The organism is Kribbella sp. CWNU-51 (genome assembly GCF_054073265.1).
Genome location: NZ_JBSXMZ010000007.1, coordinates 692,503 through 714,222 on the forward strand (window position 1 = coordinate 692,503; position 21,720 = coordinate 714,222).

The 21,720-nt window shown below is 69.0% G+C and carries 20 protein-coding genes; 9 read left to right on the plus strand and 11 right to left on the minus strand.

The features are described 5' to 3' along the window. Positions 1–12: 12 nt before the first annotated feature. Genes ACXC9Q_RS11740 through paaN form a run of 4 tightly spaced genes read right to left on the minus strand, consistent with a single transcriptional unit; the run spans position 13 to position 4,658 of the window. Positions 13–1,044 (minus strand): zinc-dependent alcohol dehydrogenase family protein, encoded by a 1,032-nt coding sequence (locus ACXC9Q_RS11740; protein WP_457056501.1) that lies wholly within the window; start codon positions 1,042–1,044, stop codon positions 13–15. 27 nt (positions 1,045–1,071) lie between these two features. Beyond that, complete coding sequence (locus ACXC9Q_RS11745; RefSeq protein ID WP_457056502.1) at positions 1,072–1,590, minus strand: flavin reductase family protein; 519 nt, start codon at positions 1,588–1,590, stop codon at positions 1,072–1,074. Positions 1,591–1,603: 13 nt separating this feature from the next. Continuing rightward, positions 1,604–2,986: a serine hydrolase domain-containing protein gene (locus ACXC9Q_RS11750; protein WP_457056503.1), complete on the minus strand. Its 1,383-nt coding sequence runs from the start codon at positions 2,984–2,986 to the stop codon at positions 1,604–1,606. Further along, a complete protein-coding gene (gene paaN, locus ACXC9Q_RS11755; protein ID WP_457056504.1) occupies positions 2,979–4,658 on the minus strand; it encodes a phenylacetic acid degradation protein PaaN in 1,680 nt (559 codons plus the stop codon). Before paaN ends, ACXC9Q_RS11750 begins: the two co-directional genes overlap by 8 nt. A gap of 101 nt (positions 4,659–4,759) precedes the next feature. Here paaN and paaI point away from each other — a divergent pair, with 101 nt between their 5' ends. Genes paaI through paaK form a run of 3 tightly spaced genes read left to right on the plus strand, consistent with a single transcriptional unit; the run spans position 4,760 to position 7,699 of the window. After that, complete coding sequence (gene paaI, locus ACXC9Q_RS11760; protein WP_457056505.1) at positions 4,760–5,188, plus strand: hydroxyphenylacetyl-CoA thioesterase PaaI; 429 nt, start codon at positions 4,760–4,762, stop codon at positions 5,186–5,188. Beyond that, the gene (gene pcaF, locus ACXC9Q_RS11765; protein ID WP_457056506.1) at positions 5,185–6,387 is read left to right on the plus strand and encodes a 3-oxoadipyl-CoA thiolase; all 1,203 of its coding nucleotides are present in this window, start codon (positions 5,185–5,187) and stop codon (positions 6,385–6,387) included. Before paaI ends, pcaF begins: the two co-directional genes overlap by 4 nt. A gap of 10 nt (positions 6,388–6,397) precedes the next feature. Beyond that, complete coding sequence (paaK, locus tag ACXC9Q_RS11770; protein ID WP_457056507.1) at positions 6,398–7,699, plus strand: phenylacetate--CoA ligase PaaK; 1,302 nt, start codon at positions 6,398–6,400, stop codon at positions 7,697–7,699. Positions 7,700–7,811: 112 nt separating this feature from the next. On the opposite strand, the gene ACXC9Q_RS11775 is transcribed toward paaK, so the two are convergent. Beyond that, the gene (locus tag ACXC9Q_RS11775; protein ID WP_457056508.1) at positions 7,812–8,501 is read right to left on the minus strand and encodes a DUF433 domain-containing protein; all 690 of its coding nucleotides are present in this window, start codon (positions 8,499–8,501) and stop codon (positions 7,812–7,814) included. 264 nt (positions 8,502–8,765) lie between these two features. Between ACXC9Q_RS11775 and ACXC9Q_RS11780 the strand changes: the two genes are divergently transcribed. The 4 genes from ACXC9Q_RS11780 (at position 8,766) to ACXC9Q_RS11795 (ending at position 10,759) form a co-directional block, all read left to right on the plus strand. Beyond that, positions 8,766–9,299, plus strand: coding sequence for a DinB family protein (locus tag ACXC9Q_RS11780; protein ID WP_457056509.1), 534 nt, complete (start codon positions 8,766–8,768; stop codon positions 9,297–9,299). Further along, positions 9,296–9,808, plus strand: coding sequence for a DinB family protein (locus tag ACXC9Q_RS11785; protein ID WP_457056510.1), 513 nt, complete (start codon positions 9,296–9,298; stop codon positions 9,806–9,808). The genes ACXC9Q_RS11780 and ACXC9Q_RS11785 overlap by 4 nt, the downstream gene beginning before the upstream one ends. A 49-nt stretch (positions 9,809–9,857) precedes the next feature. After that, the gene (locus tag ACXC9Q_RS11790) at positions 9,858–10,061 is read left to right on the plus strand and encodes a hypothetical protein (RefSeq protein ID WP_457056511.1); all 204 of its coding nucleotides are present in this window, start codon (positions 9,858–9,860) and stop codon (positions 10,059–10,061) included. 71 nt (positions 10,062–10,132) lie between these two features. After that, the gene (locus tag ACXC9Q_RS11795) at positions 10,133–10,759 is read left to right on the plus strand and encodes a TetR/AcrR family transcriptional regulator (RefSeq protein ID WP_457056512.1); all 627 of its coding nucleotides are present in this window, start codon (positions 10,133–10,135) and stop codon (positions 10,757–10,759) included. A 6-nt stretch (positions 10,760–10,765) separates the two neighbouring features. On the opposite strand, the gene ACXC9Q_RS11800 is transcribed toward ACXC9Q_RS11795, so the two are convergent. After that, complete coding sequence (locus ACXC9Q_RS11800) at positions 10,766–13,999, minus strand: BTAD domain-containing putative transcriptional regulator (protein WP_457056513.1); 3,234 nt, start codon at positions 13,997–13,999, stop codon at positions 10,766–10,768. An 85-nt stretch (positions 14,000–14,084) separates the two neighbouring features. Here ACXC9Q_RS11800 and ACXC9Q_RS11805 point away from each other — a divergent pair, with 85 nt between their 5' ends. Further along, complete coding sequence (locus ACXC9Q_RS11805; protein WP_457056514.1) at positions 14,085–15,437, plus strand: serine hydrolase domain-containing protein; 1,353 nt, start codon at positions 14,085–14,087, stop codon at positions 15,435–15,437. A 4-nt stretch (positions 15,438–15,441) separates the two neighbouring features. Here ACXC9Q_RS11805 and ACXC9Q_RS11810 read toward each other — a convergent pair whose 3' ends face one another. The 5 genes from ACXC9Q_RS11810 to ACXC9Q_RS11830 form a co-directional block, all read right to left on the minus strand. Then, positions 15,442–15,885, minus strand: a complete 444-nt coding sequence (locus tag ACXC9Q_RS11810; protein ID WP_457056515.1) for a VOC family protein — start codon at positions 15,883–15,885, stop codon at positions 15,442–15,444. A gap of 70 nt (positions 15,886–15,955) precedes the next feature. Then, positions 15,956–16,771, minus strand: coding sequence for an ABC transporter permease (locus tag ACXC9Q_RS11815; protein ID WP_457056516.1), 816 nt, complete (start codon positions 16,769–16,771; stop codon positions 15,956–15,958). Next, complete coding sequence (locus ACXC9Q_RS11820; protein WP_457056517.1) at positions 16,768–17,757, minus strand: ATP-binding cassette domain-containing protein; 990 nt, start codon at positions 17,755–17,757, stop codon at positions 16,768–16,770. Before ACXC9Q_RS11820 ends, ACXC9Q_RS11815 begins: the two co-directional genes overlap by 4 nt. 99 nt (positions 17,758–17,856) lie before the next feature. Further along, positions 17,857–19,173 (minus strand): MFS transporter, encoded by a 1,317-nt coding sequence (locus ACXC9Q_RS11825; protein WP_328524610.1) that lies wholly within the window; start codon positions 19,171–19,173, stop codon positions 17,857–17,859. Continuing rightward, positions 19,170–19,907 (minus strand): GntR family transcriptional regulator, encoded by a 738-nt coding sequence (locus ACXC9Q_RS11830; RefSeq protein WP_457056518.1) that lies wholly within the window; start codon positions 19,905–19,907, stop codon positions 19,170–19,172. The genes ACXC9Q_RS11825 and ACXC9Q_RS11830 overlap by 4 nt, the downstream gene beginning before the upstream one ends. 281 nt (positions 19,908–20,188) lie before the next feature. On the opposite strand from ACXC9Q_RS11830, the gene ACXC9Q_RS11835 reads away from it, so the two are divergent. Then, a complete protein-coding gene (locus ACXC9Q_RS11835) occupies positions 20,189–21,652 on the plus strand; it encodes a S8 family peptidase (RefSeq protein ID WP_457056519.1) in 1,464 nt (487 codons plus the stop codon). Positions 21,653–21,720 lie beyond the last annotated feature (68 nt).

Consider the following 21,720-nt stretch of genomic DNA (forward strand, 5'->3'; position numbering starts at 1 on the left):
CGCGCTGTTCATTCAGGGACGCAGCAGAACCTTGATGGCCCGCCGTTCGTGCATGGCTTTGTAGCCCTCGGCCACTTCTGCCAGCGGCAACTCCGAGTCGAACACCCTTCCGGGGTTGATCTCGCCGGCCAGCACGTCAGCCATCAGATCCGGCAGATAGGCCCGCACCGGCGCCGCTCCACCGGCCAGTCCGACATTGCGCCGGAACATCGTCGGGATCGGCGCCTCGACCCCGTGCGGCACGCCCACGAAGCCGACCGTGGCCCCGGCCCGGGCGACGTCGAACGCGGTCGTCATCGCCTGTCCGGTCCCGACACATTCCAGTACGGCGTCCGCCCCGACACCATCAGTCAGTTCCAGTACGGCGTCCCGCGCGGCATCACCACGTTCGGAAATGATGTCCGTGGCACCGAATTCCACCGCAAGCTTCTGCCGGGGTTCGTGCCGCGACATCGCGACCACCCGCTCGGCACCCATCCGCGCAGCCGCGAGTACGCCGCACAGCCCGACCGCACCGTCGCCGACCACGACGACCGTGTCGCCCGCCTTCACGCGAGCAGCCCGGGCGGCGTGCCAGCCGGTGCCCATCACGTCGGAGAGTGTGAGCAGTGACGGCACGAGCGAATCGTCCGGCACCTCGGGCGTTGCCACCAGCGTGCCATCGGCGTACGGGAGCTTGACGTACTCACCCTGGCCGCCGTCGGCCTGGTCGCTGCCGTAGCCGACCATGTTCTGGCAGGCGGTCTGGTAGCCGGCCAGGCAGTGCGGGCAGGTGCCGTCGCTCACCACGAACGGCGCGATGACGAAGTCGCCGGGCTTGACCGTGCGTACGTCGGCGCCGACCTCCTCGACGATGCCGACGAACTCGTGCCCGATCCGCCGGCCCGGGGTGACCTTGTTCTCCCCGCGGTACGGCCACAGGTCGGACCCACAGATGCACGAGGCAACGACTTTCACCAGTGCGTCGGTCGGCCCGTCGATTGTCGGATCCGGGACGTCTTCCAGCCGGATGTCGTACGGCGCATGAATTGTGGTGGCACGCATGAGGTCACCTTAGCCACCAGACGCGGCTCAGATCGTGACGTAGCGGCCTCGGCGGTGGACCAGGGGTGGGATCTCGTCGGGGCTGAGTTCGACGTGGGCGATCTCCAGTTGGACCTGGAGCGCCCAGCCGACTTCGGGCGGATCGGGTGTGACCAGCGTGCAGCCGGCCCAGGTGCTGACACCGACCGGCGCGGGACCCCACGCGGTGTCGGTCCAGTCGATCAGGCGGAACGGTCCACCCGGTGCGGGGGCCACGTACCCGAAGGCGTCCGCGAGCTGTTGATGTGGTGCGCCGAGCAAGGACACCACCGCGGTCCTTGCCTGACGCAACGTTTCCCACAGGTCCGACTCCGCGTCGATCAACCCGATCACGAACCCGGGCTCGCCGTCGGCGACCAGCATCGACGACACGGTGAGCCCGGCGCGCTCCCCGTCGTACGCCGTCGTCCACAGGCCGACCGGTGACGGCAGCCGCCCGCGGAACCGCCGTACCGGACTCCGCTCGGACTCGGGCGGCAAGAACGGGTGATCGCCGTGGATCGTCATACCCGCACCGTACTTAGGTGACCGTGACGCGATCCGGGAGGGTGAAGCGGTCGAGAGGGTGGGACAGGAGACCGCTGGAGCCGCGGACGGACTCGACCCGGCCGGCTGGGCCGAACGTGAAGCGGTAGGTCTCGCCGTACGACCCGTAGCCGGAGCCGCCCGCGACGCGGAGTTCGTCGCCGTCGGCCTCGAGCGGGGTGGGCTCGGCGGCCGGGTCCCCAGCGGCCGGGTCGAGCACGTACAGGCGGCCGCCGAGCAGCGCGATGTCGGCGACACCCCACAGGTTCGCGTACCGGCCGGTGAACCGCTCGAGACCCTCGGACTCACCCCGGTCCTTCGACTCGGCCAGGTCGATGAGCTTCAGCGCGGCCTCGGCCAGCTGGCTCGGCTGACCGTCGATCGCGTTGGTCAACGCAGACACGACCAGCCGGCGCTCACCGTCGACGAGCGTCCTGGTCGCGTGGCCCGGGTACCCGCCGCCGTGACCGAACACATCCCGGTCGCCGACCTTCGTCACGGACAGACCGAGCCCGTACCGCGCCTTGCCGTCCTCGCTGGTCGTCCACAGCGGGTGCCGCATCTCCCGCTTCGACCGGTCCGACAGCAGTCGGTCGTCACCCGGCAGATGCGCGGAGAAGTACGCCACGAGGTCACGGGCGTTGCCGAAGAACCCGGTCGCCGAGGCCAGTGCGTGCGTGTCGACGTGCTCGATCGGCACGCGGGTGTCGGCGTACGTCAGGGCGCTGTACCCGGCGGCGTACTCGTCCAGCCGGTCCGGATCCAGCTCCGGGCCGAGGCCCGAGAGCCCGAGCTTGTCCACGATCGCGGTCTGGACATACGCGTTGTACGACGTCCCGGCCGCCGCCTCGACGACGAGACCGAGCAGGCCGTAGCCGATGTTCGAGTACTTGAAGCGGTCGTTCTCCGCGATCACGGCCGAGGTCTCGTGCCGCAGTATCTCGAGCAGCTGGTCCCGGTCCGGGAAGCTCGTCGCCAGCTGCCACCAGTCGGCTTCGAGGCCGTCCCGGGTGACACCGCCGGCGTGGGCCAGCAGCTCACGGACGGTCCGCTCGCCGAGCGGCGTACCGACGATCTCGGTGACGTGCTGCTCCGCCTTGTCGTCCAGCCGCAACCGGCCCCGCTCGATCAGTTGGAACACGGCCGTCGCCGTGAACGTCTTCGAGTGCGACGCGATCCGGAACAGGTGCTGCTCGGTCAGCGGTACGGCGTTCTCGACGTCGGCGAGACCGTAGGCGCCGGAGAAGGCGATGCCCTCTCCGGCGTACACAGCGACCTGGATCCCGGGGATCCGCTGATAGCGCTGGTTGAACGCCAGCCAGCTGTCGTAGTAGGTGAGCGCTTCGCGCAGGTTCTCCGGATCCAAGGCCTCAGACATGACGCCTAGATTGAATGACGCGGAAGCGACTCGCAACGTAAGCGCCGTCGGTGTATGTCGCATTGGCGGCCGGATTCGCGCCGGTGCCGTGGAAATCGCTGAAAGCAGCCGATTGATTGACGAACACCTGGCCGGTCAGGTTCTCCGACAGGGCGACGCCGGCGTCGAGTGCGGCCTCGCGGGTCTCGTCGAGCACCTTCGCGTCGGTCGAGTAGATCCCGGCCGTCATCGCGCCGCCCTCGGTGACCGTGGTCCGGAACAGTTCGATCGACTCGTTGGTATCGGCCGTCTTGACCAGGAATGAGACCGGCCCGAAGCACTCGCGCCCGTACACCTCGGCGTCCTTGGCGTCGATCGCGACCAGCAGCGGCGTGCGGACCACCGCGTCCGGGAAGGCGGGGTGCTGGATCGCCCGCGACTCCAGGACGACATCGCCGTACTCCGGGGCGAGCTCGAGCCGGCTGATCACGGCCTGGTTCACGATGCCGCCGAGGATCTCGACCGCGCGCGCGTCGTCGCCGAGCAGCTTGCTCATCGCTGTGGCGATCCCGGCGCCGACCTCCTCGAAGGACTTGTGTCCCTCGTCGGTCTCGATCCCGCCGGCCGGGACGAAGAGGTTCTGGGTGGTGGTGCACATCTGGCCCGAGTAGAGGGACAGGGTGAAGGCCAGGTTCCCGGTCAAGGCTTTGAAGGCGTCGGTGGAGTCGATGATGACCGCGTTGACGCCGGCCTTCTCGGTGAACACGGTCGCCTGGGTCGCGTTCTGCTCCAGCCACTCGCCGAACTCGGTCCCGCCGGTGAAGTCGATCAGCTTCACCTCGGGCCAAGTCGCCAGCGGCTTGGCCAGGCCGTCGCCGGCCCGCTCGACGGCGAGGGTGACCAGGTTCGGGTCGAAGCCGGCCTCGGCGAGCACCTCGCGGCAGACGTCGACCGTGATCGCCAGCGGCAGGACCGCGAGCGGATGCGGCTTGACCACCACGGCATTGCCCGTGACGAGGGAGGCGAACAGGCCGGGCCAGGAGTTCCAGGTCGGGAAGGTGTTGCAGCCGATGACCAGCGCGACGCCGCGGCCGGTGACCGTGAACGTCTTCTCCATCCGGATCGGGTCACCCTTGGCGGGCTTCTCCCAGACGGCCTCGGCCGGGTAGCGGTTCATCTCCTCGTACGCGTACGCAACGGCCTCGAGGGCCCGGTCCAGCGCGTGCGCGCCGCCGGCCTGGAACGCCATTACAAACGCTTGACCGCTGGTGTGCTGGACCGCGTTGGCCAGCTCGAACACCCGCTTGTGCAGCCGGTCGAGGATCTCCAGCGTGACCCCGGTACGGGCGTCGATGCCGGCCCGGCGCCAGTCCGCGAGACCCTGCTGGGCCGCCGCGAGCAGGTCGTCCAGCCCGTCCTCGACCGTCCGCGGGTAGGAGACGTCCATGGTGATCCCGTACGGCGACTGCTCGGTGACGACCGTGCCCCGGGAACCCGGTGTCTCGACGGCGTACGTCGTACCCAGATGAGCCTCGAACGCGGTCTTACCGTCCGCGGCCGCGGTCTCGCCGTACACCCGTGGGCTGGGCGACTCGGGGAAGGCGGAGAAGTAGCCGCGCCCGTGGATCGCTTTCAGGGCATCGTCGAGTCGCTCGCGGTGGGTGGCGAGCAGGTCGGTGCCGGTCGTGGTCATGGGTTTGCGCTCCAAGCCTCGGGGTCTCACTGATGATGTTACAGTCGAGGGCGCAAGCGGCGGTAGAGTGTCACAAGCCTTCTCCTCGATGGGGCAATTCTGTGGGTGACGAACTGGCGGCCCGCGTGGCCGCGGCGATGTGGGCGGAGGACACCGCCAGCGCCGGCCTGGGCATGCGGCTGGTGGATGTCGGTGAGGGTACGGCGCGGGTCGAGATGCCGGTTCGCGAGGACATGGTCAACGGCCACGGAATCGCGCATGGTGGGTTCGTGTTCAGTCTCGCCGACTCGGCGTTCGCCTTCGCCTGCAACTCGCGCAACCAGGTCACCGTCGCGCAGGCCTGCGACATCGTCTTCGTCGCCCCGGCCCTGCGCGGGGACCTGCTGGTCGCCGAGGCTCAGGAGCGGACGTCGTTCGGCCGGAACGCGATCTACGACGTGACGGTCCGCCGCGGCGACGACGTGATCGCCGAGTTCCGCGGCCGCAGCCGCCAGTTGTCCGGCACGATCATCCCCCCGGAGGAATCATGAGCCGTGAGGCGTTTCTGGTGGACGGCGTCCGTACGCCGATCGGCCGGTACGGCGGTGCGCTGTCCGCGGTGCGCCCCGACGACCTGGCGGCGCACGTCGTCTCGTCGTTGCTGAACCGGCAGGCCGTCGACCCCGACCTCATCGACGACGTGATCCTCGGCTGCGCGAACCAGGCCGGCGAGGACAACCGGAACGTGGCCCGGATGGCGGTGCTGCTGTCAGGGCTGCCGGTCTCGGTGCCCGGTACGACGATCAACCGGCTGTGTGGATCGGGTCTGGACGCGGTCGCCTCGGCGGCCCGGTCGATCATTGCCGGGGACAACGACATCGTCATCGCCGGCGGAGTCGAGTCGATGTCGAGGGCACCTTTTGTGATGCCGAAGGCAACGACCGCGTTCTCGCGGCAGGCCGAGGTCTTCGACACCACGATCGGCTGGCGGTTCGTGAATCCGGCGCTCAAGGCGCAGTACGGGATCGACTCGATGCCGGAGACTGCTGAGAACGTCGCTGCGGATTATGGAGTCTCCCGCGAGGACCAAGATCTCTTCGCGCTGCGGAGTCAGCAGCGAGCGGCCAAAGCGCAGGCGAACGGGCGACTGTCCGAAGAGATCGTGGCGGTCGACGTGCCGGGCAAGCGCGGCGCGATCACCGTCGTCGACACCGACGAGCACCCGCGCGAGACGTCCTTGGAGGCTCTGGCGGCGTTGAAGACTCCGTTCCGCTCTCCTGGGACAGTCACTGCCGGCAACGCGTCCGGGGTGAACGACGGCGCGGCCGCGCTGCTCGTGATGAGCGGCGACGCGGTCGAGCGGCACGGTATGACACCGCTGGCCCGGATCGTCGGTACGGCGGCTGCCGGTGTGCCGCCGCGGATCATGGGCATCGGCCCGGCACCCGCCACCCGTAAACTCCTCGACCGCACCGGTGTCGCACTGTCCGATATCGGCGTGATCGAGCTGAACGAGGCGTTCGCCTCGCAGTCCCTCGCCGTACTGCGCGAGCTCGGGCTGCCCGACGACGCCGACCACGTCAACCCGAACGGCGGCGCCATCGCCCTCGGCCACCCACTGGGGATGTCCGGCGCCCGCCTCGCTCTCACCGCCGCCCTGGAGCTTCGCCACCGCGACGCCGGGTATGCGCTGGCCACCATGTGCATCGGCGTAGGCCAGGGCATCGCGACCCTGCTCGCCCGTCCCTAGGAGAGTTCCAATGCTCGGTGAGGCGTTGCCCGAGGAACTTCGTGACGCCGGCGAACGGCTGTCCGTCGACGAGCTCCGGTCCCGTCAGCTGTCGTTGCTGCAGTCAACGATCAGGACGGCGTACTCGCGGGTGCCGCACTACCGGGCCGCGTTGGACAGCGTGGGATTCGCGCCCGACGACTTTCGTGGCTTTTCGGATCTGAGCCGGTTGCCGTTCACCGCGAAGAACGATCTGCGGGACAACTATCCGTTCGGGATGTTCGCCGTACCGCAGTCCGAGGTGGCGCGCGTGCATGCGTCGTCGGGTACGACGGGACGGCCGACCGTGGTCGGGTACACCAAGCGGGATCTGGACAACTGGGCCGACCTGATGGCCCGGTCGATCCGGGCGGCCGGCGGGCGTGCGGGCGATGTGTGTCATGTTGCCTATGGCTACGGTCTGTTCACCGGCGGACTCGGCGCGCATTACGGAGCCGAGCGGCTCGGGTGCACCGTCGTACCCGTGTCTGGCGGGATGACCGAGCGGCAGGTCGACCTGATCCGGGACTTCGGGGCGCGGATCATCATGGTCACCCCGTCGTACTTCCTGGCCATCGTGGACGAGATGGAGGCGCGCGGACTCGACCCACGGGACACGTCGTTGCGGATCGGCATCTTCGGCGCCGAGCCGTGGACCGAGCAGATGCGCACCGAGGTGGAGCAGCGGACCGGCATCCATGCCGTCGACATCTACGGTCTGTCCGAGGTGATGGGTCCGGGCGTCGCGCAGGAATGCGTGGAAACCAAGGACGGGCTGCACATCTGGGAGGACCACTTCTACCCGGAGATCATCGACCCGGTCACCGGCGAGGTCCTGCCCGAAGGCTCCGAGGGCGAGCTCGTCTTCACCACGCTGACCAAGGAAGCCTTCCCGGTCATCCGCTACCGCACCCGCGACCTGACCCGTCTCCTCCCAGGCACCGCCCGCCCTGGCATGCGCCGGATGGAGAAGATCACCGGCCGCACCGACGACATGATGATCGTCCGCGGCGTCAACGTCTTCCCCACCCAGATCGAAGAACAAATCCTCCTGGTCGACGGCCTGACCCCGCACTATCTGTGCGTCTTGACCCGCCCAGGCCGCCTCGACGAGCTCACCGTCCAGGTCGAAGCCGCCCCCGGCCTCACCGGCCGTTCAGCGGCCGCCGCCCACCTGGCGCAGCGTGTGAAGGAGCGCGTCGGCGTTACGGTGTCCGTCGAGGTCGTCGACCCCCACGCCCTGGAACGCTCCCTCGGCAAGGCCAAACGCATCAAGGACAACCGCAAGACCTAGCCGTGCCAGATCGACAGGTAGTGCACTGCCCGAACGCCGTACGCATCTCAATCACAGGCAGAGGTGCACTAGGTAGTCACCCCGTACTACCTGTTCACCTGCACGGAACCCGCTAGAGGAGAGGTTGCGCCCGGGCTGGGGCGTGGCGGGCTTTGCGGTGGGCGGGTGGGCGGATGTGGGGGCGGACCAAGGCCTCGACCTCGTAGTCCTCGAGGGCGAACTTGGTGGCTATCTCGCGGTACGACGAACCCGTGCGGACGTGGTCGACGACGTCTTCGACGGGGACGTCGGAGCGTTCGACGAGGGGTTGGCCGTGGGCTCGTTCGGGGTCCACGATCACGTCGATGTCGTGGTAGATGACAAGCCGGAGGGTCCCGGCGTATCCGTCGTCGGACCAGCCGACCGCGGCTGAGCCACGTAGCAGGACGCCGGGGAGGCCGCCTTGGCTGTCGCGGATGCGTTCCCAGCCCTGCTCGCGGCCCTCGGCGGCGATCTCGATCAGCAGGTCGCGCCCGTCGTGGGCCAGACCGGACCAGGCCAGTGGATAGCGCCGCCCGGCGCGTGATCGCAACGCGACTGCCGCTTCGCCGATCGCCTGCAGGGAGAGGCCGGCGTGCCGCAGCTGCCGGAGCATGTGGGTCTCGACCAGCCCGGCGAAGGTGATCGTCGGCTCGCCACGTCCACCGTTGCGGGCCTCCAGCGCGCCCGACCGCAACCAGTCGCCGAGCGTGGTCGGAGGTAGCCCGAGCTGGAGCGCCACCTCGGCACGCGTGTAGAGCGGCAGGTCGAACCGTGGGTCCACGTCTCACCTCTTCGCGCGGTGCGGGCGCCTTCCCCCCGAGCATGCCATCCCCCTGGATCCACTTTGGGCACCCACCAACCGATTCGCGGGGCGAAAGTGGTTGGTGGGTGCTCAAGGTGGGTGTACGTTTCTCGTGCCGGTGGGCTCGACACCCCCGGCGGCGGAGAGGAGGTGAGCGCGATGTCGAGTCACAGTGTCGTGCTGCCCGTCCGCCGTACCCGCGGCTGAGACCGGGTGGCTCCTCATCAGTACAGGAGCTTTCGAATGACCGAAGTACAACGTCCGCCGCTGACCGCCGACGAGCGGGTCCAGCTGATCGGATGGCTCGACCTGCAGCGTTCGTTCGTCCGGATGAAGTGCGAAGGGCTCAGTGAAGAAGATGCCCACCGCAAGGTTCTGGAGACCTCGCCGTTGATGACGATGGCGGGACTCGTGGCGCACCTGCGCTGGAACGAGTACTCGTGGTTCCAGCTCAACCTCATGGGCGTCCCGAACACCGGACAGACCCCGTGGACCGAGGGCGGTCACGACGACGCCGAGATGTTCGTCGACGACATCCCGCTCGCCCAGTTGCTCGACGAGTACGACGCCGAGTGCAAGCGATCCAACGAGACCATCGCCGCGCTCCCGCTCGACGCCGTGGAACAGGGCCCGTACGCCGCCAAGGGCGAGGCCGCCTCACTCCGCTACATCCTCTGCCACATGCTCGAGGAGACCGCGCGCCACCTGGGGCACATGGACATCATCAGAGAGCTCGTCGACGGCAAGACCGGCTACACGACGATGAGCGAAGCATGAGGCCGCCACTGACCGCCGACGAGCGGACCCAGTTGACCGGCTGGCTCGACCACCTCCGGTCGCTCGTCCGGACGAAGTGCGAGGGCCTGAGCGAAGCGGACGCGCACCGGAAGGTGCTGCCGACCTCACCGCTGATGACGGTGGCAGGTCTGGTCTCCCATATGCGCTGGGTCGAGTACTCCTGGTTCACCCAGAACCTCCTGGGTACGCCGGACCACGGCGAGACCCCGTGGACCGAGGGCGGCCACGTCGACGCGGAGATGTTCGTCGACGACGTACCGCTTGCCCAACTGCTCGACGAGTACGACGCCGAGTGCGCGCGATCCAACGAGATCCTCGCCGGCGTCTCGCTCGACGACGTGGAGCGGGTCTCCTTCCGCGAGTCCGGCGCGGCGTCGACGCGCTACATCCTGTGTCACATGATCGAGGAGACCGCCCGTCATCTCGGCCACCTCGACATCATCCGGGAGCTCCTGGACGGCGCGACCGGCTACGAGCGGATGAACTGAGCGCTGCCCGAATAGTCTTCGCGGAGCTAGTCTCTGCGAAGACTATCCGGTGCTCAAAACCCTGGAAAACAAGGGACTCCTCGCACACCAGGCGTCATCCACCGACGCCCGCGCCAAGACCGTGCACCCGACCGCCGCCGGCCGCTCGCCGGCCGGGAGGGCGGTCGCCGCGGTCGAGGCCGTCGACGCGGACTTCTTCACCTCGGTCAACAGCACCACCCTCACCCGGACCCTGAACCCCCTGATCGGCTAACCCGGTTACACCCGCGCCGAAGGGTGGATAGGATGTCCGGCATCTGGCACGGGGTAGCGACAAGAGGTGTGATGAGGGAACCCTCCGTACGCCGTTATTCCGGGCGATCCGTCGAGGAGTGGAAGGCCGCGCGCCGGGAACGGTTGCTGGCCGCGGCACTGGAGTTGTTCGGGACCGAGGGCTATCCGGCCACCTCCGTGGAACGCCTGTGCACACAGGCGAAAGTGTCCACCCGGCACTTCTACCACGAGTTCCAGAACAAGGAGGCCGTGCTGCTCGCGGTGCACGCGCAGGTGATCGAGCTGGCCGTCCGGACCACCGGCGACGCGTTGCGCCGGACCGCCGACCGGCCGGTCCGGGAGCGGATCACCGCCGCCGTCGACGGCTACCTGCGGACGATCATGACCGACCTGCGCCGGGCCCGGATCTCGTTCGTCGAGGTGGTCGGCACGAGCCCCGCGGTCGAGGAGCAGCGGATCGCGTTTCGGGAACTGCTGATCGGGAGCGTGCGCGACCTAGGCGACACGGCGGTGGAGCGGGGAGAGATCAAGCGCAAGGACTTCCGGTTCCTCGGGCTGGCGTTCTTCGGTGCGGTCAACACCGTGGTCTACGACTGGATGCTGGCCGATCCGCGACCACCCGAGCAGAACGTGCAGGACTCGTTGCGCGAGCTGGCGGTCCAGCTGATCACCAGCTAACCGGCGTCACGACGAGCTGAGGCGCTTGCGGAGTTCCGCCACGGCCTCGTCCGTGGTCAGCGCCGCGCCGGCGTCGTACGCGGCGTCGAACGCTTCGTTGCCCAAGGCATCATGCAGCCGGTCGTAGGTGCTCCGGACGTCGGCGTCCGGGACCGTCCGCATGCCGCGCATCGCCGCCGCGAGCCCCAGCGTGCGCGCGGCCTGCTCGGTCTCTCCGGCCCGCAATTGCACGTCCGCGGAGGCCTCGATGATGATCGAGGCCAGCGGCATGTCCTCGGTGGTGAGGGCGAGTTCGACCGCATGCCGGTCGTAGCGCTGGGCCGTCTCGAGCTCGTCCCTGGCGACGTGCACCCGGCTCAGGTTGGCCAGCAGCATCGCCTGACCGTGCGGCGCCATCCGCTCTGCCTCGAGGTCGAGCATCGAGTACGCGCGTTCCGCGAGGTCCTTGGCCTCGTCCAGCCGGCCGGTCCGGCGGGCGATCCGCGACATCCCCAGGTAGCCGAGCGCCTGGCCGGCCCGGGAACCCGTCTCCTCGGACAACTGCATGGCGCGCTCCAGGTCCGCGCGGGCGCCGTCGAGGTCACCGAGCTCGATCCGGCTGGCCGCGCAGGAGCCGAGCAGTTGCGCGAGGCCCTCGGTGGTGCCGAGCTCCTCGACCAGTCGGATCGCCTCGTGCAGTGAGGCGAGTGCGCCCTCGTGGTCGCCGAGATTGCCTTGGTAGCTGGCCTGCCCGCGCAGCGCCAGCGACGTACCGAACCGGTCGCCGATCGCCCGGAAACCCTCGAGCGCGATCGCCAGGTCGGCCGCCATCTGCTCGACCTCGCCGTCGTTCTCGCGGAACATCGCCGTCATCATCACGCCCATGTTCCGGGTCCACGGGTCGTCGTGCTCGCGCGCCGCCTCGAGCGCCCGGAAACACCCGGCCTTGTCCCGCCGGATCGCCGCCCACACCGCATTGGTGAACAGGCCGACGCCGGACTCCGCGACCTGCGTGTGTCGCCGGCTGAGCCAGCGGACCTCGGCCAGTCCGCGGATCACCCGGGGGAACGACCCGGCCTGGTCGTCACCACTGGACAAGGTGCCGAGCGAGAGCAGCATCACCGCCATCGCCCGGTCGATCGGAGAACTCGGACCAGGTACGGCGAGAGCCGCCTGCATCCAGTTGACCGCCTCGGCCGGACGGCCACTCATGTTCCAGTACTCACCGAGCGCGGCGACCATCTGGACCGCGCTCCGCGCCGAGCCGCTGTCGATCGCGGTCCGGAGCGCGTCGAGCAGGTTCTCGTTGTCGGCGGTCAGCCGGGCGATCCAGTGGATCTGTTCGCCGGTGAACAGCTTCGGCCGGGCCCGCCGCAGCATCCGGCTGAAGTACGTCGTATGCGCGTGCCGGAACGGGTCGTACTCACCCGAGTTCTTCAACTGCTCAGCGCCGTACGCGCGGACTGTCTCGAGCATCCGGTAACGCACCGACCGGTCGTCGGCCGCGGCCTCGACGAGCGATTTGTCGACAAGTGACGCGAGCACACCGAGGATGGCCTCGGCCGGGAGGTCGTCGTCGCTGCAGACCTGCTCGGCCGCGTCCAAAGTGGCGCCGCCGGAGAACAGCGACAGCCGCCGGGCGACCGCCTGCTCGTCCCGATCGAGCAGGTCCCAGCTCCATTCGACCACCGCTCGCAGGGTCTGGTGCCGGGGCAGCGCGGTCCGCGAACCGCTGGTCAGCAAGCGGAACCGGTCGGTCAGCCGATCGACGATCGCGAGCGGAGTGAGCGCCCGGAGCCGCGCCGCCGCCAACTCGATCGCGAGCGGCATCCCGTCCAGCCGTCGGCAGATCTCGGCGACCGCCTCGCGGTTGCTGTCGGTGAGCTCGAAGTCGGGCCGAACCGCGCGGGCGCGGTCGACGAACAGCTGCATCGCCGGGTACTCGTCGTCCAGGCTGTGCTCCGGCGGCAAGCCGAGCGGACCGACCGGGTGCAGGTGCTCGCCTTGAATGCTGAGCGGCTCACGGCTGGTCGTCAGTACCCGAAGCCGCGGACACGCCGCGAGCAGGGAGTCGACGAGTCCGGCGACCTCCGCCACCAGGTGTTCGCAATTGTCGAGGACGAGCAGGATCCGGCGGTCGCCGATCACCTCGACCAATCGCAGCGTCGCGGCCCGGCTGGTCGGGAACGGCTTGCTGAACGTCCTCGGCGGCAGGTCGACGTACTCACTCGCGCCCAGCGTGGACAGCACCGCGGGCGCCACATCGGCGGCGTCACCGAGTGGTGCGAGTTCCACGAACCAGATGCCGTCGCCACTGTGGTCCACCAGGGTCCGGCCGGTCTCTGTCGCCAGTCTGGTCTTCCCAGCGCCACCGGGGCCGACCATGGTGACCAGACGGGTCCCGTTGCTGAGCAGCCGCGTCAGCTCGGCTACGTCGTCGCGCCGCCCGACGAAGCTGGTCATCGGTGCTCTGAGGTTGCTGCGCGGCGCCGACGGCGCTGCGACGGGTACGGCGGTCGCCTTGGCTACCGGGTCGAGCGAGTCCCCGCGCAGTACGGCGACATGCAGGTCGCGGAGGCGAGTGCCCGGATCTGCACCGAGCTCGTCGGCGAGAGTGGTCCGGACACGTTCGTACGCCGCCAACGCCTCGGCTTGCCGGCCATCGGCGTACAGGGCTCTGATCAGGAGTTCGTGGAGGCGCTCGCGGAGCGGGTGGGCGGCGGCCAGGTGTTCGAGCTCGGTGATCACTTCGCGGGCGTGGCCGCAGGTGACGGCAGCTTCGGCCAGATCCTCCGCCGCGGCGAGCCTGAGCTCGGCCAGGCGGTCCGCCTCGATTGCGGCGAACGGCAGGTCGCGCAGGTCGGTGAGCGCCTCACCACGCCAGAGCCGCTCGGCCTGGGTGAGCAGTGTGTGCGCTTGCTCCGGGTCGGACGCGAGCAGCCCGCGACCACGCCGTACGAGGTCCTCGAACTGGAGGGCGTCGACACAGTCCGGACCGATGGTCAGCGTGTAGCCGGCTGGGCCGGACTGGACCGAGATGCTCGACTCGGTCACCGGGAGGCTCGCGCGCAGACGGGACACCAGCGACTGCAGTGCGTTCGCGCTCGGGGCCTCGCTGCCCCACAGACCGTCGACCAGCGTCTCGACGCTCACCGGGCGGCCGGCGCTCAACGCGAGCCGTGCGAGCAAGCCGCGCAGCCGGACTCCGCGGACGTCCAGCGGAGTCCCGTCAGCCGCCCACATCGCGAGAGGCCCAAGCACCGCTATGCGCACTCCACCAGCGTCGCACATGACCCGTCCCAACACCCCTGCCTTTTGTCATTTGGTTCCCTTAAGGTCAGGGTTCGTGACAGATATCGCCGCGCAGACGCAGACCGCACTTTCTCGCATCGTTGCCGACCGTCAGGCCAACGGCCGGGTCCCCGGAGTGGTGGGCGCCGTCGCCCGCGCGGGGTCGCTGGCCTGGTCGGCCGGCGTCGGGTCGGCCGACCTGGAGAATCCGGGCGTACCACCGACAGCCGACTCGCAGTTCCTGATCGCGTCGCAGAGCAAGACGCTGACCGCGGTCGCGGTGATGGCGCTGCGCGACGAGGGCAAGCTCAGCCTCGACGACACCGTCGAGAAGCTGATCCCGGAGAGCAAGCACGAGGGCATCACCGTCCGGCAGATGCTCAGCCATGCCAGCGGCATGCAGCGCGAGCCGGTCGGCGACGTCTGGGACCTGATGGAGTTCCCGGACCGCGCCGAGCTGGTCTCGGGCTGGAACGAGGCCGAGCGGGTCGGCAAGCCGCACCACCGGTTCCACTACTCGAACCTCGTCTTCTCGCTGCTCGGCGAGATCGTCGCCCGGCTCGACGGACGGCCCTGGTACGACGCGATCAAGGCCCGGATCCTCGACCCGCTGGAGATGCGCCGGACCACGGTCGGGATGGACGGCGGACCGGCCGCCACCGGGTACTACGTGCCGCCGTTCTCCGACGTACCGGTGCAGGAGCCGCTGTTGAACCTCGGCGCGATGGACGCGTGTGGCGGGCTCGCGTCGACGGCTGCGGATCTGGCGAAGTGGGCCATGTTCGTCGCCAACCCGATCGACGAGGTGCTGTCGAAGGACACGCTGGACGAGATGTGCCAGGTGCAGATCATGGCCGACGTGGACCGGTGGCAGCTCGCCTTCGGGCTCGGGTTCATGATCCTGCGCCGCGGCGACCGCTTGTTCGTCGGTCATGACGGCGGGATGCCGGGTCACATCACGTCGACGTTCGTGCACCGCGAGTCGGGTACGGCGGGGATCGCGCTGTTCGGCGCCACCTCGTCCCCCGCACCGAGCGCGCTGGCCACGGACCTGGTCATCAAGGTCCTCGAGGACGACCCGCTGCCGACCGAGCCGTGGGTCCCCGGCACCGCCGTCCCGCCCGAGCTCGCCGGCGTCCTCGGCACCTGGTTCTCCGAAGGCAGCCCGTTCGTCTTCTCGGTCAAGAACGGCACCCTCCAGGCCAAGTCCCCGGCAGCAGCCGAGTACCAGGCACCGGCCGTCTTCGAACGCATCTCCGAGGACGTCTACCGCACCATCTCCGGCCGTGAACGCGGCGAACTCCTCCGCATCACCCGCACCCCCGACGGCACCCCCGAAAAGTTGCACTGGGCAACCTACCTCTGCACCCGCCAACCCCTCGCCTTCGCCGACCTCACCACCACCTGAGGAGTCAGACGACGCAGAAGTCGTTGCCTTCTGGGTCGTGCATCCAGAGGTGGTCGAGGGTGGTGGTGTTGTCGACGGGGACCTCGCGGACGAGGGTGGCGCCGGCGGTGAGGAGGGACTCGGCGGTGGCGCGGATGCGTTGTTCGCGGAGGTGCTGGGGTTCGGCGCGGCCGCCGCTGACCTGGAGGTCGAGGTGGAGGCGGTTCTTCGCCGTACGCGGCTCGGGGACCTTGAGGAAGGAGAGGGCAGGGAGTACGCCGGCCGGATCGGTGATGCTCGCGCCGTCGTTCCACTCGTTCGCGGGGACGTTCTGGTCGGTGAGGAACGCTTCCCAGCTGTCCCAGCCCTTCGGCGGATCCGCGTCCACATAGCCGAGCGCCGTACACCAGAACCGCGCCACCAGCGCCGGGTCGGCGCAGTCGATCGTGATCGTCCACTTCGTCGTCATGCCGCCCACTCTCGCGGACGGCACAGACAAAAAGGGCGCCGGGGAAGTTCCCCGGCGCCCCCAGGATCGGTCAGGTACGGCGGCGGTAGGCGCGGATCGCCAGCGGGGCGAAGACCGCGACCAGGCCGACCATCCAGGCGAGCGTGATGAGCAGCGGCTTCTGCACATCGCCGCCCAGCATCAGGGCCCGCATCGTGTCGACCAGGTACTTCACCGGGTTCACCTTCACGAACGCCTGCAGGAAGCCCGGCAGCGTGCTGGTCTGGACGAACACGTTGCTGCCGAAGGTGAGCGGGAACATCACCAGGAACGCGACGCCCTGCACGCCCTGCGCGGTCTTCAGCGACAGCCCGAGCCACACCCAGATCCAGCACATCGACAGCGCGAACAGCAGCACGATCACGAGCGCCAGCAGCCCGTTGCCGAGCCCGTTCTGGAACCGGAACCCGAGCGCGAACCCGGTGGTCATCAAGATCACGATCGACAGCGAGTACCGCACCGCATCCCCGAGGACCGCACCGATCAGCGGCGCCACCCGGGCGATCGGGAGCGACCGGAACCGGTCGAACACGCCCTTGGCGAAGTCGTCGTTCAGCGCCACCCCGGTGCCCATCGTGGAGAACACCACGGTCTGCACGAGCAGGCCCGGCAGCAGGTAGGGCAGATAGTCGTGCCAGTCCCCACCCTGGGCGATCGCGCCGCCGAAGACGAACAGGAACAGCACCAGGAAGATGATCGGCTGGAACGTCACGTCCGCCAGGGCTTCGGGGTTCTGCCGGATCCGGACGATGTTGCGCCAGGCCAGCGTCAGGCTCTGCGTCGCCCAGGCGAACGGCCGGGTACGGCGGGCCGCGTGGGCCGGGGTCTCGAGTGTCGCAGCGGTCATCGGCCCGCTCCTTCCAGGACGGCGTCCTGCGGACGCGCTTCGGCGGCGTGACCGGTCAGGGCGAGGAAGACCTCGTCCAGACTCGGCAGCCGCAGGGACAGTTCGGTGACGGCGATCCCGGCCTCGTCGAGGCGCCGTACGACGACCGGCATCGAACTGCCGTCCGTCACCGGCACACTGACCAGCGTGTTCACGACGTCGACGGTCGGCCGCGTGCCGACGGACTCGGCGACGATTGCGGCGACCCGCTCGATGTGCGCGGGCTCGGCCGGGCGGACGTCCAGCGACTGCTTGCCCGCCTGGGCCTTCAGCTCGGCCGGCCGGCCGGAGGCGACCACCGAGCCCTTGTCGAACACCACGATCGAGTCGGCCAGCGCGTCGGCCTCCTCCAGGTACTGCGTGGTGAGGAGCACCGTGGTTCCGTCGAGCACCAGGTTGCGGATGGTCTCCCAGACGCCGTTGCGGGCGTGCGGGTCGAGACCCGTGGTGGGCTCGTCCAGGTACAGGATGCTCGGGTGGCCGACCAGGCTGGCGGCCAGGTCGAGGCGCCGGCGCATACCGCCGGAGTACGTCTTGGCGATCCGGTCACCGGCGTCGGTCAGCTCGAACCGCTCGAGCAGTTCGGCGGCGCGGGCCCGGGACTGCTCCCGCGAGTACCCGAGCAGCCGGCCGATCATGATCAGGTTCCGGCGGCCGGACATGTCCTCGTCGACCGAGGCGTACTGCCCGGTCAGACCGATGATCCCGCGCACCTTGCCCGCGTCCCGGACGACGTCGTACCCGCCGACCGTGGCGTGGCCGGCGTCGGGCCGGAGCAAGGTGCCGAGGATGCGGACCACCGTGGTCTTGCCGGCGCCGTTGGGGCCGAGGACGCCGAGGACGGTGCCGGTCGGCACACTCAGGTCGACGCCGGCCAGGGCGGTGGTGTTGCCATATTTCTTGACCAAGCCGGTTGCCTCGATGGCGACCTGGTTCGTTGTGGTCATCGGTTCCTCCCAGTGGACTCACTTCACTGGGACTACCGTGCTGCACCGCCCTGGCACCGCCCTGGCACTCGACTGTCAGCGCATCTCAGCGCGCTGGTATCAGCCCTTCACCGGGACGATTTGGTTGGCGATCAAGGCCTGGTAGGCCTCGGGGTTGTAGCGGGCGAGGTGACCGCGGGCCTTGCGGCGGTACTTGAGGATCTGGCGGGTGCCGATCGCCCACAGCACGTACTGGAAGGCCAGCGCCCACTTGAAGTCGGTGATGGTCTGCGGCGCCCCACCCGACGACGCGTCGAGCAGGATGCCGACCATGCCGATACAGATCAGCGTGGCGATGAATCCGCCAGTGTTGACCATTCCGTTGGCCGCACCGAACCGAGTGGACGGGTTGAACGTCCGCGCGTAGTCAAGCCCGAGCATCGAACCCGGGCCACCAGCGGCCTGCACGACGATCAGCAGCAAGAGCACCGGCATCGGCGCCTGCCCCGGCCAGAGCAGTACGACGGTCCACATGAGTACCGAACCCGAGATCACCGCCAGCACGATCCAGGACCGGTAGAACGGGAAGCGGGCTGCGTACCGCCCGACCAGCGGGCCATAACAGAGCCCTGCGAGCACGGGGAGAATGAGCATCGCCGCAGCGGTCGTCGGAGCCAGGCCTTGGCCCTGCACCAGGAACGGGTACCCCCAGAGCAGACCGAACGTGCTGCCGGAGAAGCTCGTGGTGAAATGCGTCCACAGCCCCAGCCTGGTGCCAGGCTCCTTCCAGGCTCTGCGCAGGTTGTTCCGCACCTCACCGAGCGACTGCTTGGCCCGTCGCAGCGGCTCGTCGTACGGAGTGTCCTTGATCAGGAACAGGACGGCCACACCCGTCACCAGGCTCAGGACGCTGGCACCGGCGAAGGTGCTGGTCCAGCCGAAGGCGTGGAAGGCGGCAGCCATCGGCACGGTCGACATGATCGCGCCCAGACCACCCAGCATGCCGGTCGCCTGCGACATCACCGGCTGCCGCAGCGCCGGGAACCAGGACATGACGACCCGCAGCACGCTGATGAACACCAGTGCGTCTCCGACACCCAGTACGGCGCGCGCCGCGAGGGCGGCCGGGTAGGAGTCGACCAGACTGAACGCGGACTGCGCTACGAAGAGCAGTCCGGACGCAGCGATCAGCAGCCGCTTCGAGCCGTACCGATCGAGCAATATGCCGACAGGCACCTGCATCGCGGCGTACACGGTCAACTGGACGACGGTGAAGCTGGCCAGCGCGGATGCGGAGATGTGGAAGCGCTCCGCGGCCTGCAGCCCGGCCACGCTCATCGAGCCGCGGTGCAGCACGGTCACGAGGTAGGTGAAGACAGCAGTGGCCCACACCGCCCAGGCGCGCCGTCCGCCCAGGGGGAAGAGGAGTTCGGTCACCGAGTGCTCCGCAGGTCCGCCGCGGCGGTGTCGATGTGGGAGACCACGAGCTCGCGGAACCGCTTCACGCTGTTCCCACCGAGGGCGTCGATCATCTCCTGGTGCGCAGTGATCGACTTATCCATCCGGGCCGGCTGCATCTCGATGCCGGGCACCCCCATCCGGACCTGGCGGTCGCGCAGGCTGTTGTAGAGCTTGGAGAGGATTTCGTTGCCGGCGGCACCGACGATGGCCTCGTGGAAGGCCCGGTCGGCCTCGAGGAAGGTCTTCGCGTCCCCGGCCTTGCGGTGCGCGCGCATCTCGTCGACGCGCTGGGTGAGGATCTCGATCAGCTGCTTGCGGCGCGGCCACACCTTGGCGGCCGCGTGCGTCTCGATCAGCTCGCGCGCCTCCAGGACGTCGTCGATCTCCTGCGGCAGCACCGGCAGGACGAGGGCGCCCTTCTTCGGGTACAGCTTCACCAGGCCGGACTCCTCCAGCCGGAGCAGCGCCTCCCGCACCGGGGTGCGTGAGACCCCGACCGCGGTGGCCAACTCGCCCTCGGTGAGCAGCTCGCCGCCCGGGTACGTCCGGTCCAGGATCGCGGCCTTCACGTACGCGTAGACCCGCTCCGCCGCGGGGATCTTCTCCACCCCCGGCGCGGCCTCGACCACCACCCGCGCGATCTCCGCGGTCTGGTCGCCCAACTCCATTGCCGCCCTCGCCGGCTCGTACTCCGGCACCCCGCTGGTCACTGAACTCCCACCCATACGACTCGTATCTTTGTTGTATCTATCCTACACACACATCTAATCCACTGGCCTGGGCCAGTATTCCCCAGCTTGTCCACGAGTTATCCACAGGCAGATCCACAGCATGTGGGCAACTGAGGGTGAACGGATAGACGCTAGGTAGTGACAAGTGGAGGGTTTCCCCTGCGTTGTGGATGAACAACTCCGCCGGTCCGGAATCCGCTCTAAAGTCCGGGGTACCGAGCTTGGGCCCGTCCGCCCAGGCCCTGCACCGAGGAGGCACCGTGTCCCGAAGTTCCCGTCCCCGCCGATTGACTGCCGGCCTGGCCGCGGCCGCATTGGCCCTGACGACACTCGGTGCCGCGACCGCGCACGCCGTACCCAGCTCCGACTCTTCAGCAGCGGCCACGCCCGGGCCGCTGATGAACTACGTGGTCAACACGAAGGCCACCCCGGGGCACGTCCGCAAGGTGGAGCAGGCGGTCAAGGCAGCCGGCGGCACGGTGCTCAGCTCGTACACCCAGCTGGGCGTGGTGGTCGCGCAGTCGACCAACCCGGACTTCCGCACCGCCGTCCGCGCCGGGCACAACGGACGTGAGGTCCAGTCCGTCGGCGCCACCCGCACCGCCGCGGTCAGCGAAGGCCCAGCCGGCGCCGGTACGGCGTCCGCCGCCGGTGCCTCGTCCGCCGCGGGGCTGAAGGCGGTCGACGAGGCCCAGGCGACCCCGGTCCTCGACCCGCGCGAGGGCGAGCAGTGGGACATGGTCCAGATCAAGGCGGATCAGGCCCACCAGATCACCGACGGCTCCCGGCAGGTGCTGGTCGGCATCAACGACAGCGGTGTCGACGACACCCACCCGGACCTCGCGCCGAACTTCGACGCGAAGGACTCGGTCAACTGTGTGGACAACGGCGTACCCAACACGACCCCCGGCGCCTGGCGCCCGACGACCAGCTCGCACGGCACGCATGTCGCCGGCACGGTCGCCGCGGCCCGTAACGGCGTCGGCATCGTCGGAGTGGCCCCGGGTGTCCGGATCGCGTCGGTCAAGGTGGTCAACGACGACGGCTTCATCTACCCGGAGTACTCGATCTGCGGCATCGTCTGGGCCGCCGAGCACCACATGGACGTCACCAACCACAGCTACTTCATCGACCCGTTCGAGTTCTGGTGCAAGGACAACGGCGACCAGGGCGCGGTCCAGGAGGCGGTGCGGCGCGCGTACGAGTGGGCCGCGGATCGCGGCACCCTGTCCGTTGCGGCGGCCGGCAACTCGAACTACGACCTGGCCAACAAGACCACCGACAACGGCAGCCCGAACGACACGACCCCGGTCCCCCGGCAGATCAACAACAGCTGCCTGGACATGCCGACCGAGCTGCCCGGCGTGATCACCGTCGCCAGCACCACCCAGGCCGGCGCCCGCAGCAGCTTCTCGAACTTCGGCCTCAACAAGATCGACGTCGCCGCCCCCGGCAGCTCGATCCTCTCGACCATTTACCCTGGCGGCGGCTACGGCCTGATGAGCGGTACGTCGATGGCATCGCCACATGTGACCGGCGTCGCGGCCCTGATGAAGTCGACCCACCCGTCGTGGGGCCCACGTGAGCTCGAGTCAGCGCTGCGCAAGGAAGCCGACGACAAGGCCTGCCCGGTCACCCCGGACGCCCGCTGCACCGGCACCACCGCGAACAACTCCTTCTTCGGTGAAGGTATCGCCGACGCCCTCGACGCAGTCCACCGCTAACCCAAGCTGAGTGGGGGTCCCCCGCCCGGGACCCCCACTCCTCCACCCGCAGTCCGCCCCAAGCGCCT

Coding starts and splice junctions, on each gene's coding strand:
- ACXC9Q_RS11740 (WP_457056501.1), bottom strand. CDS start 1,044: ATGCGTGCCACCACAATTCATGCGCCGTACGACATCCGGCTGGAAGAC.
- ACXC9Q_RS11745 (WP_457056502.1), bottom strand. CDS start 1,590: ATGACGATCCACGGCGATCACCCGTTCTTGCCGCCCGAGTCCGAGCGG.
- ACXC9Q_RS11750 (WP_457056503.1), bottom strand. CDS start 2,986: ATGTCTGAGGCCTTGGATCCGGAGAACCTGCGCGAAGCGCTCACCTAC.
- paaN (WP_457056504.1), bottom strand. CDS start 4,658: ATGACCACGACCGGCACCGACCTGCTCGCCACCCACCGCGAGCGACTC.
- pcaF (WP_457056506.1), top strand. CDS start 5,185: ATGAGCCGTGAGGCGTTTCTGGTGGACGGCGTCCGTACGCCGATCGGC.
- paaK (WP_457056507.1), top strand. CDS start 6,398: ATGCTCGGTGAGGCGTTGCCCGAGGAACTTCGTGACGCCGGCGAACGG.
- ACXC9Q_RS11780 (WP_457056509.1), top strand. CDS start 8,766: ATGACCGAAGTACAACGTCCGCCGCTGACCGCCGACGAGCGGGTCCAG.
- ACXC9Q_RS11785 (WP_457056510.1), top strand. CDS start 9,296: ATGAGGCCGCCACTGACCGCCGACGAGCGGACCCAGTTGACCGGCTGG.
- ACXC9Q_RS11795 (WP_457056512.1), top strand. CDS start 10,133: ATGAGGGAACCCTCCGTACGCCGTTATTCCGGGCGATCCGTCGAGGAG.
- ACXC9Q_RS11810 (WP_457056515.1), bottom strand. CDS start 15,885: ATGACGACGAAGTGGACGATCACGATCGACTGCGCCGACCCGGCGCTG.
- ACXC9Q_RS11815 (WP_457056516.1), bottom strand. CDS start 16,771: ATGACCGCTGCGACACTCGAGACCCCGGCCCACGCGGCCCGCCGTACC.
- ACXC9Q_RS11820 (WP_457056517.1), bottom strand. CDS start 17,757: ATGACCACAACGAACCAGGTCGCCATCGAGGCAACCGGCTTGGTCAAG.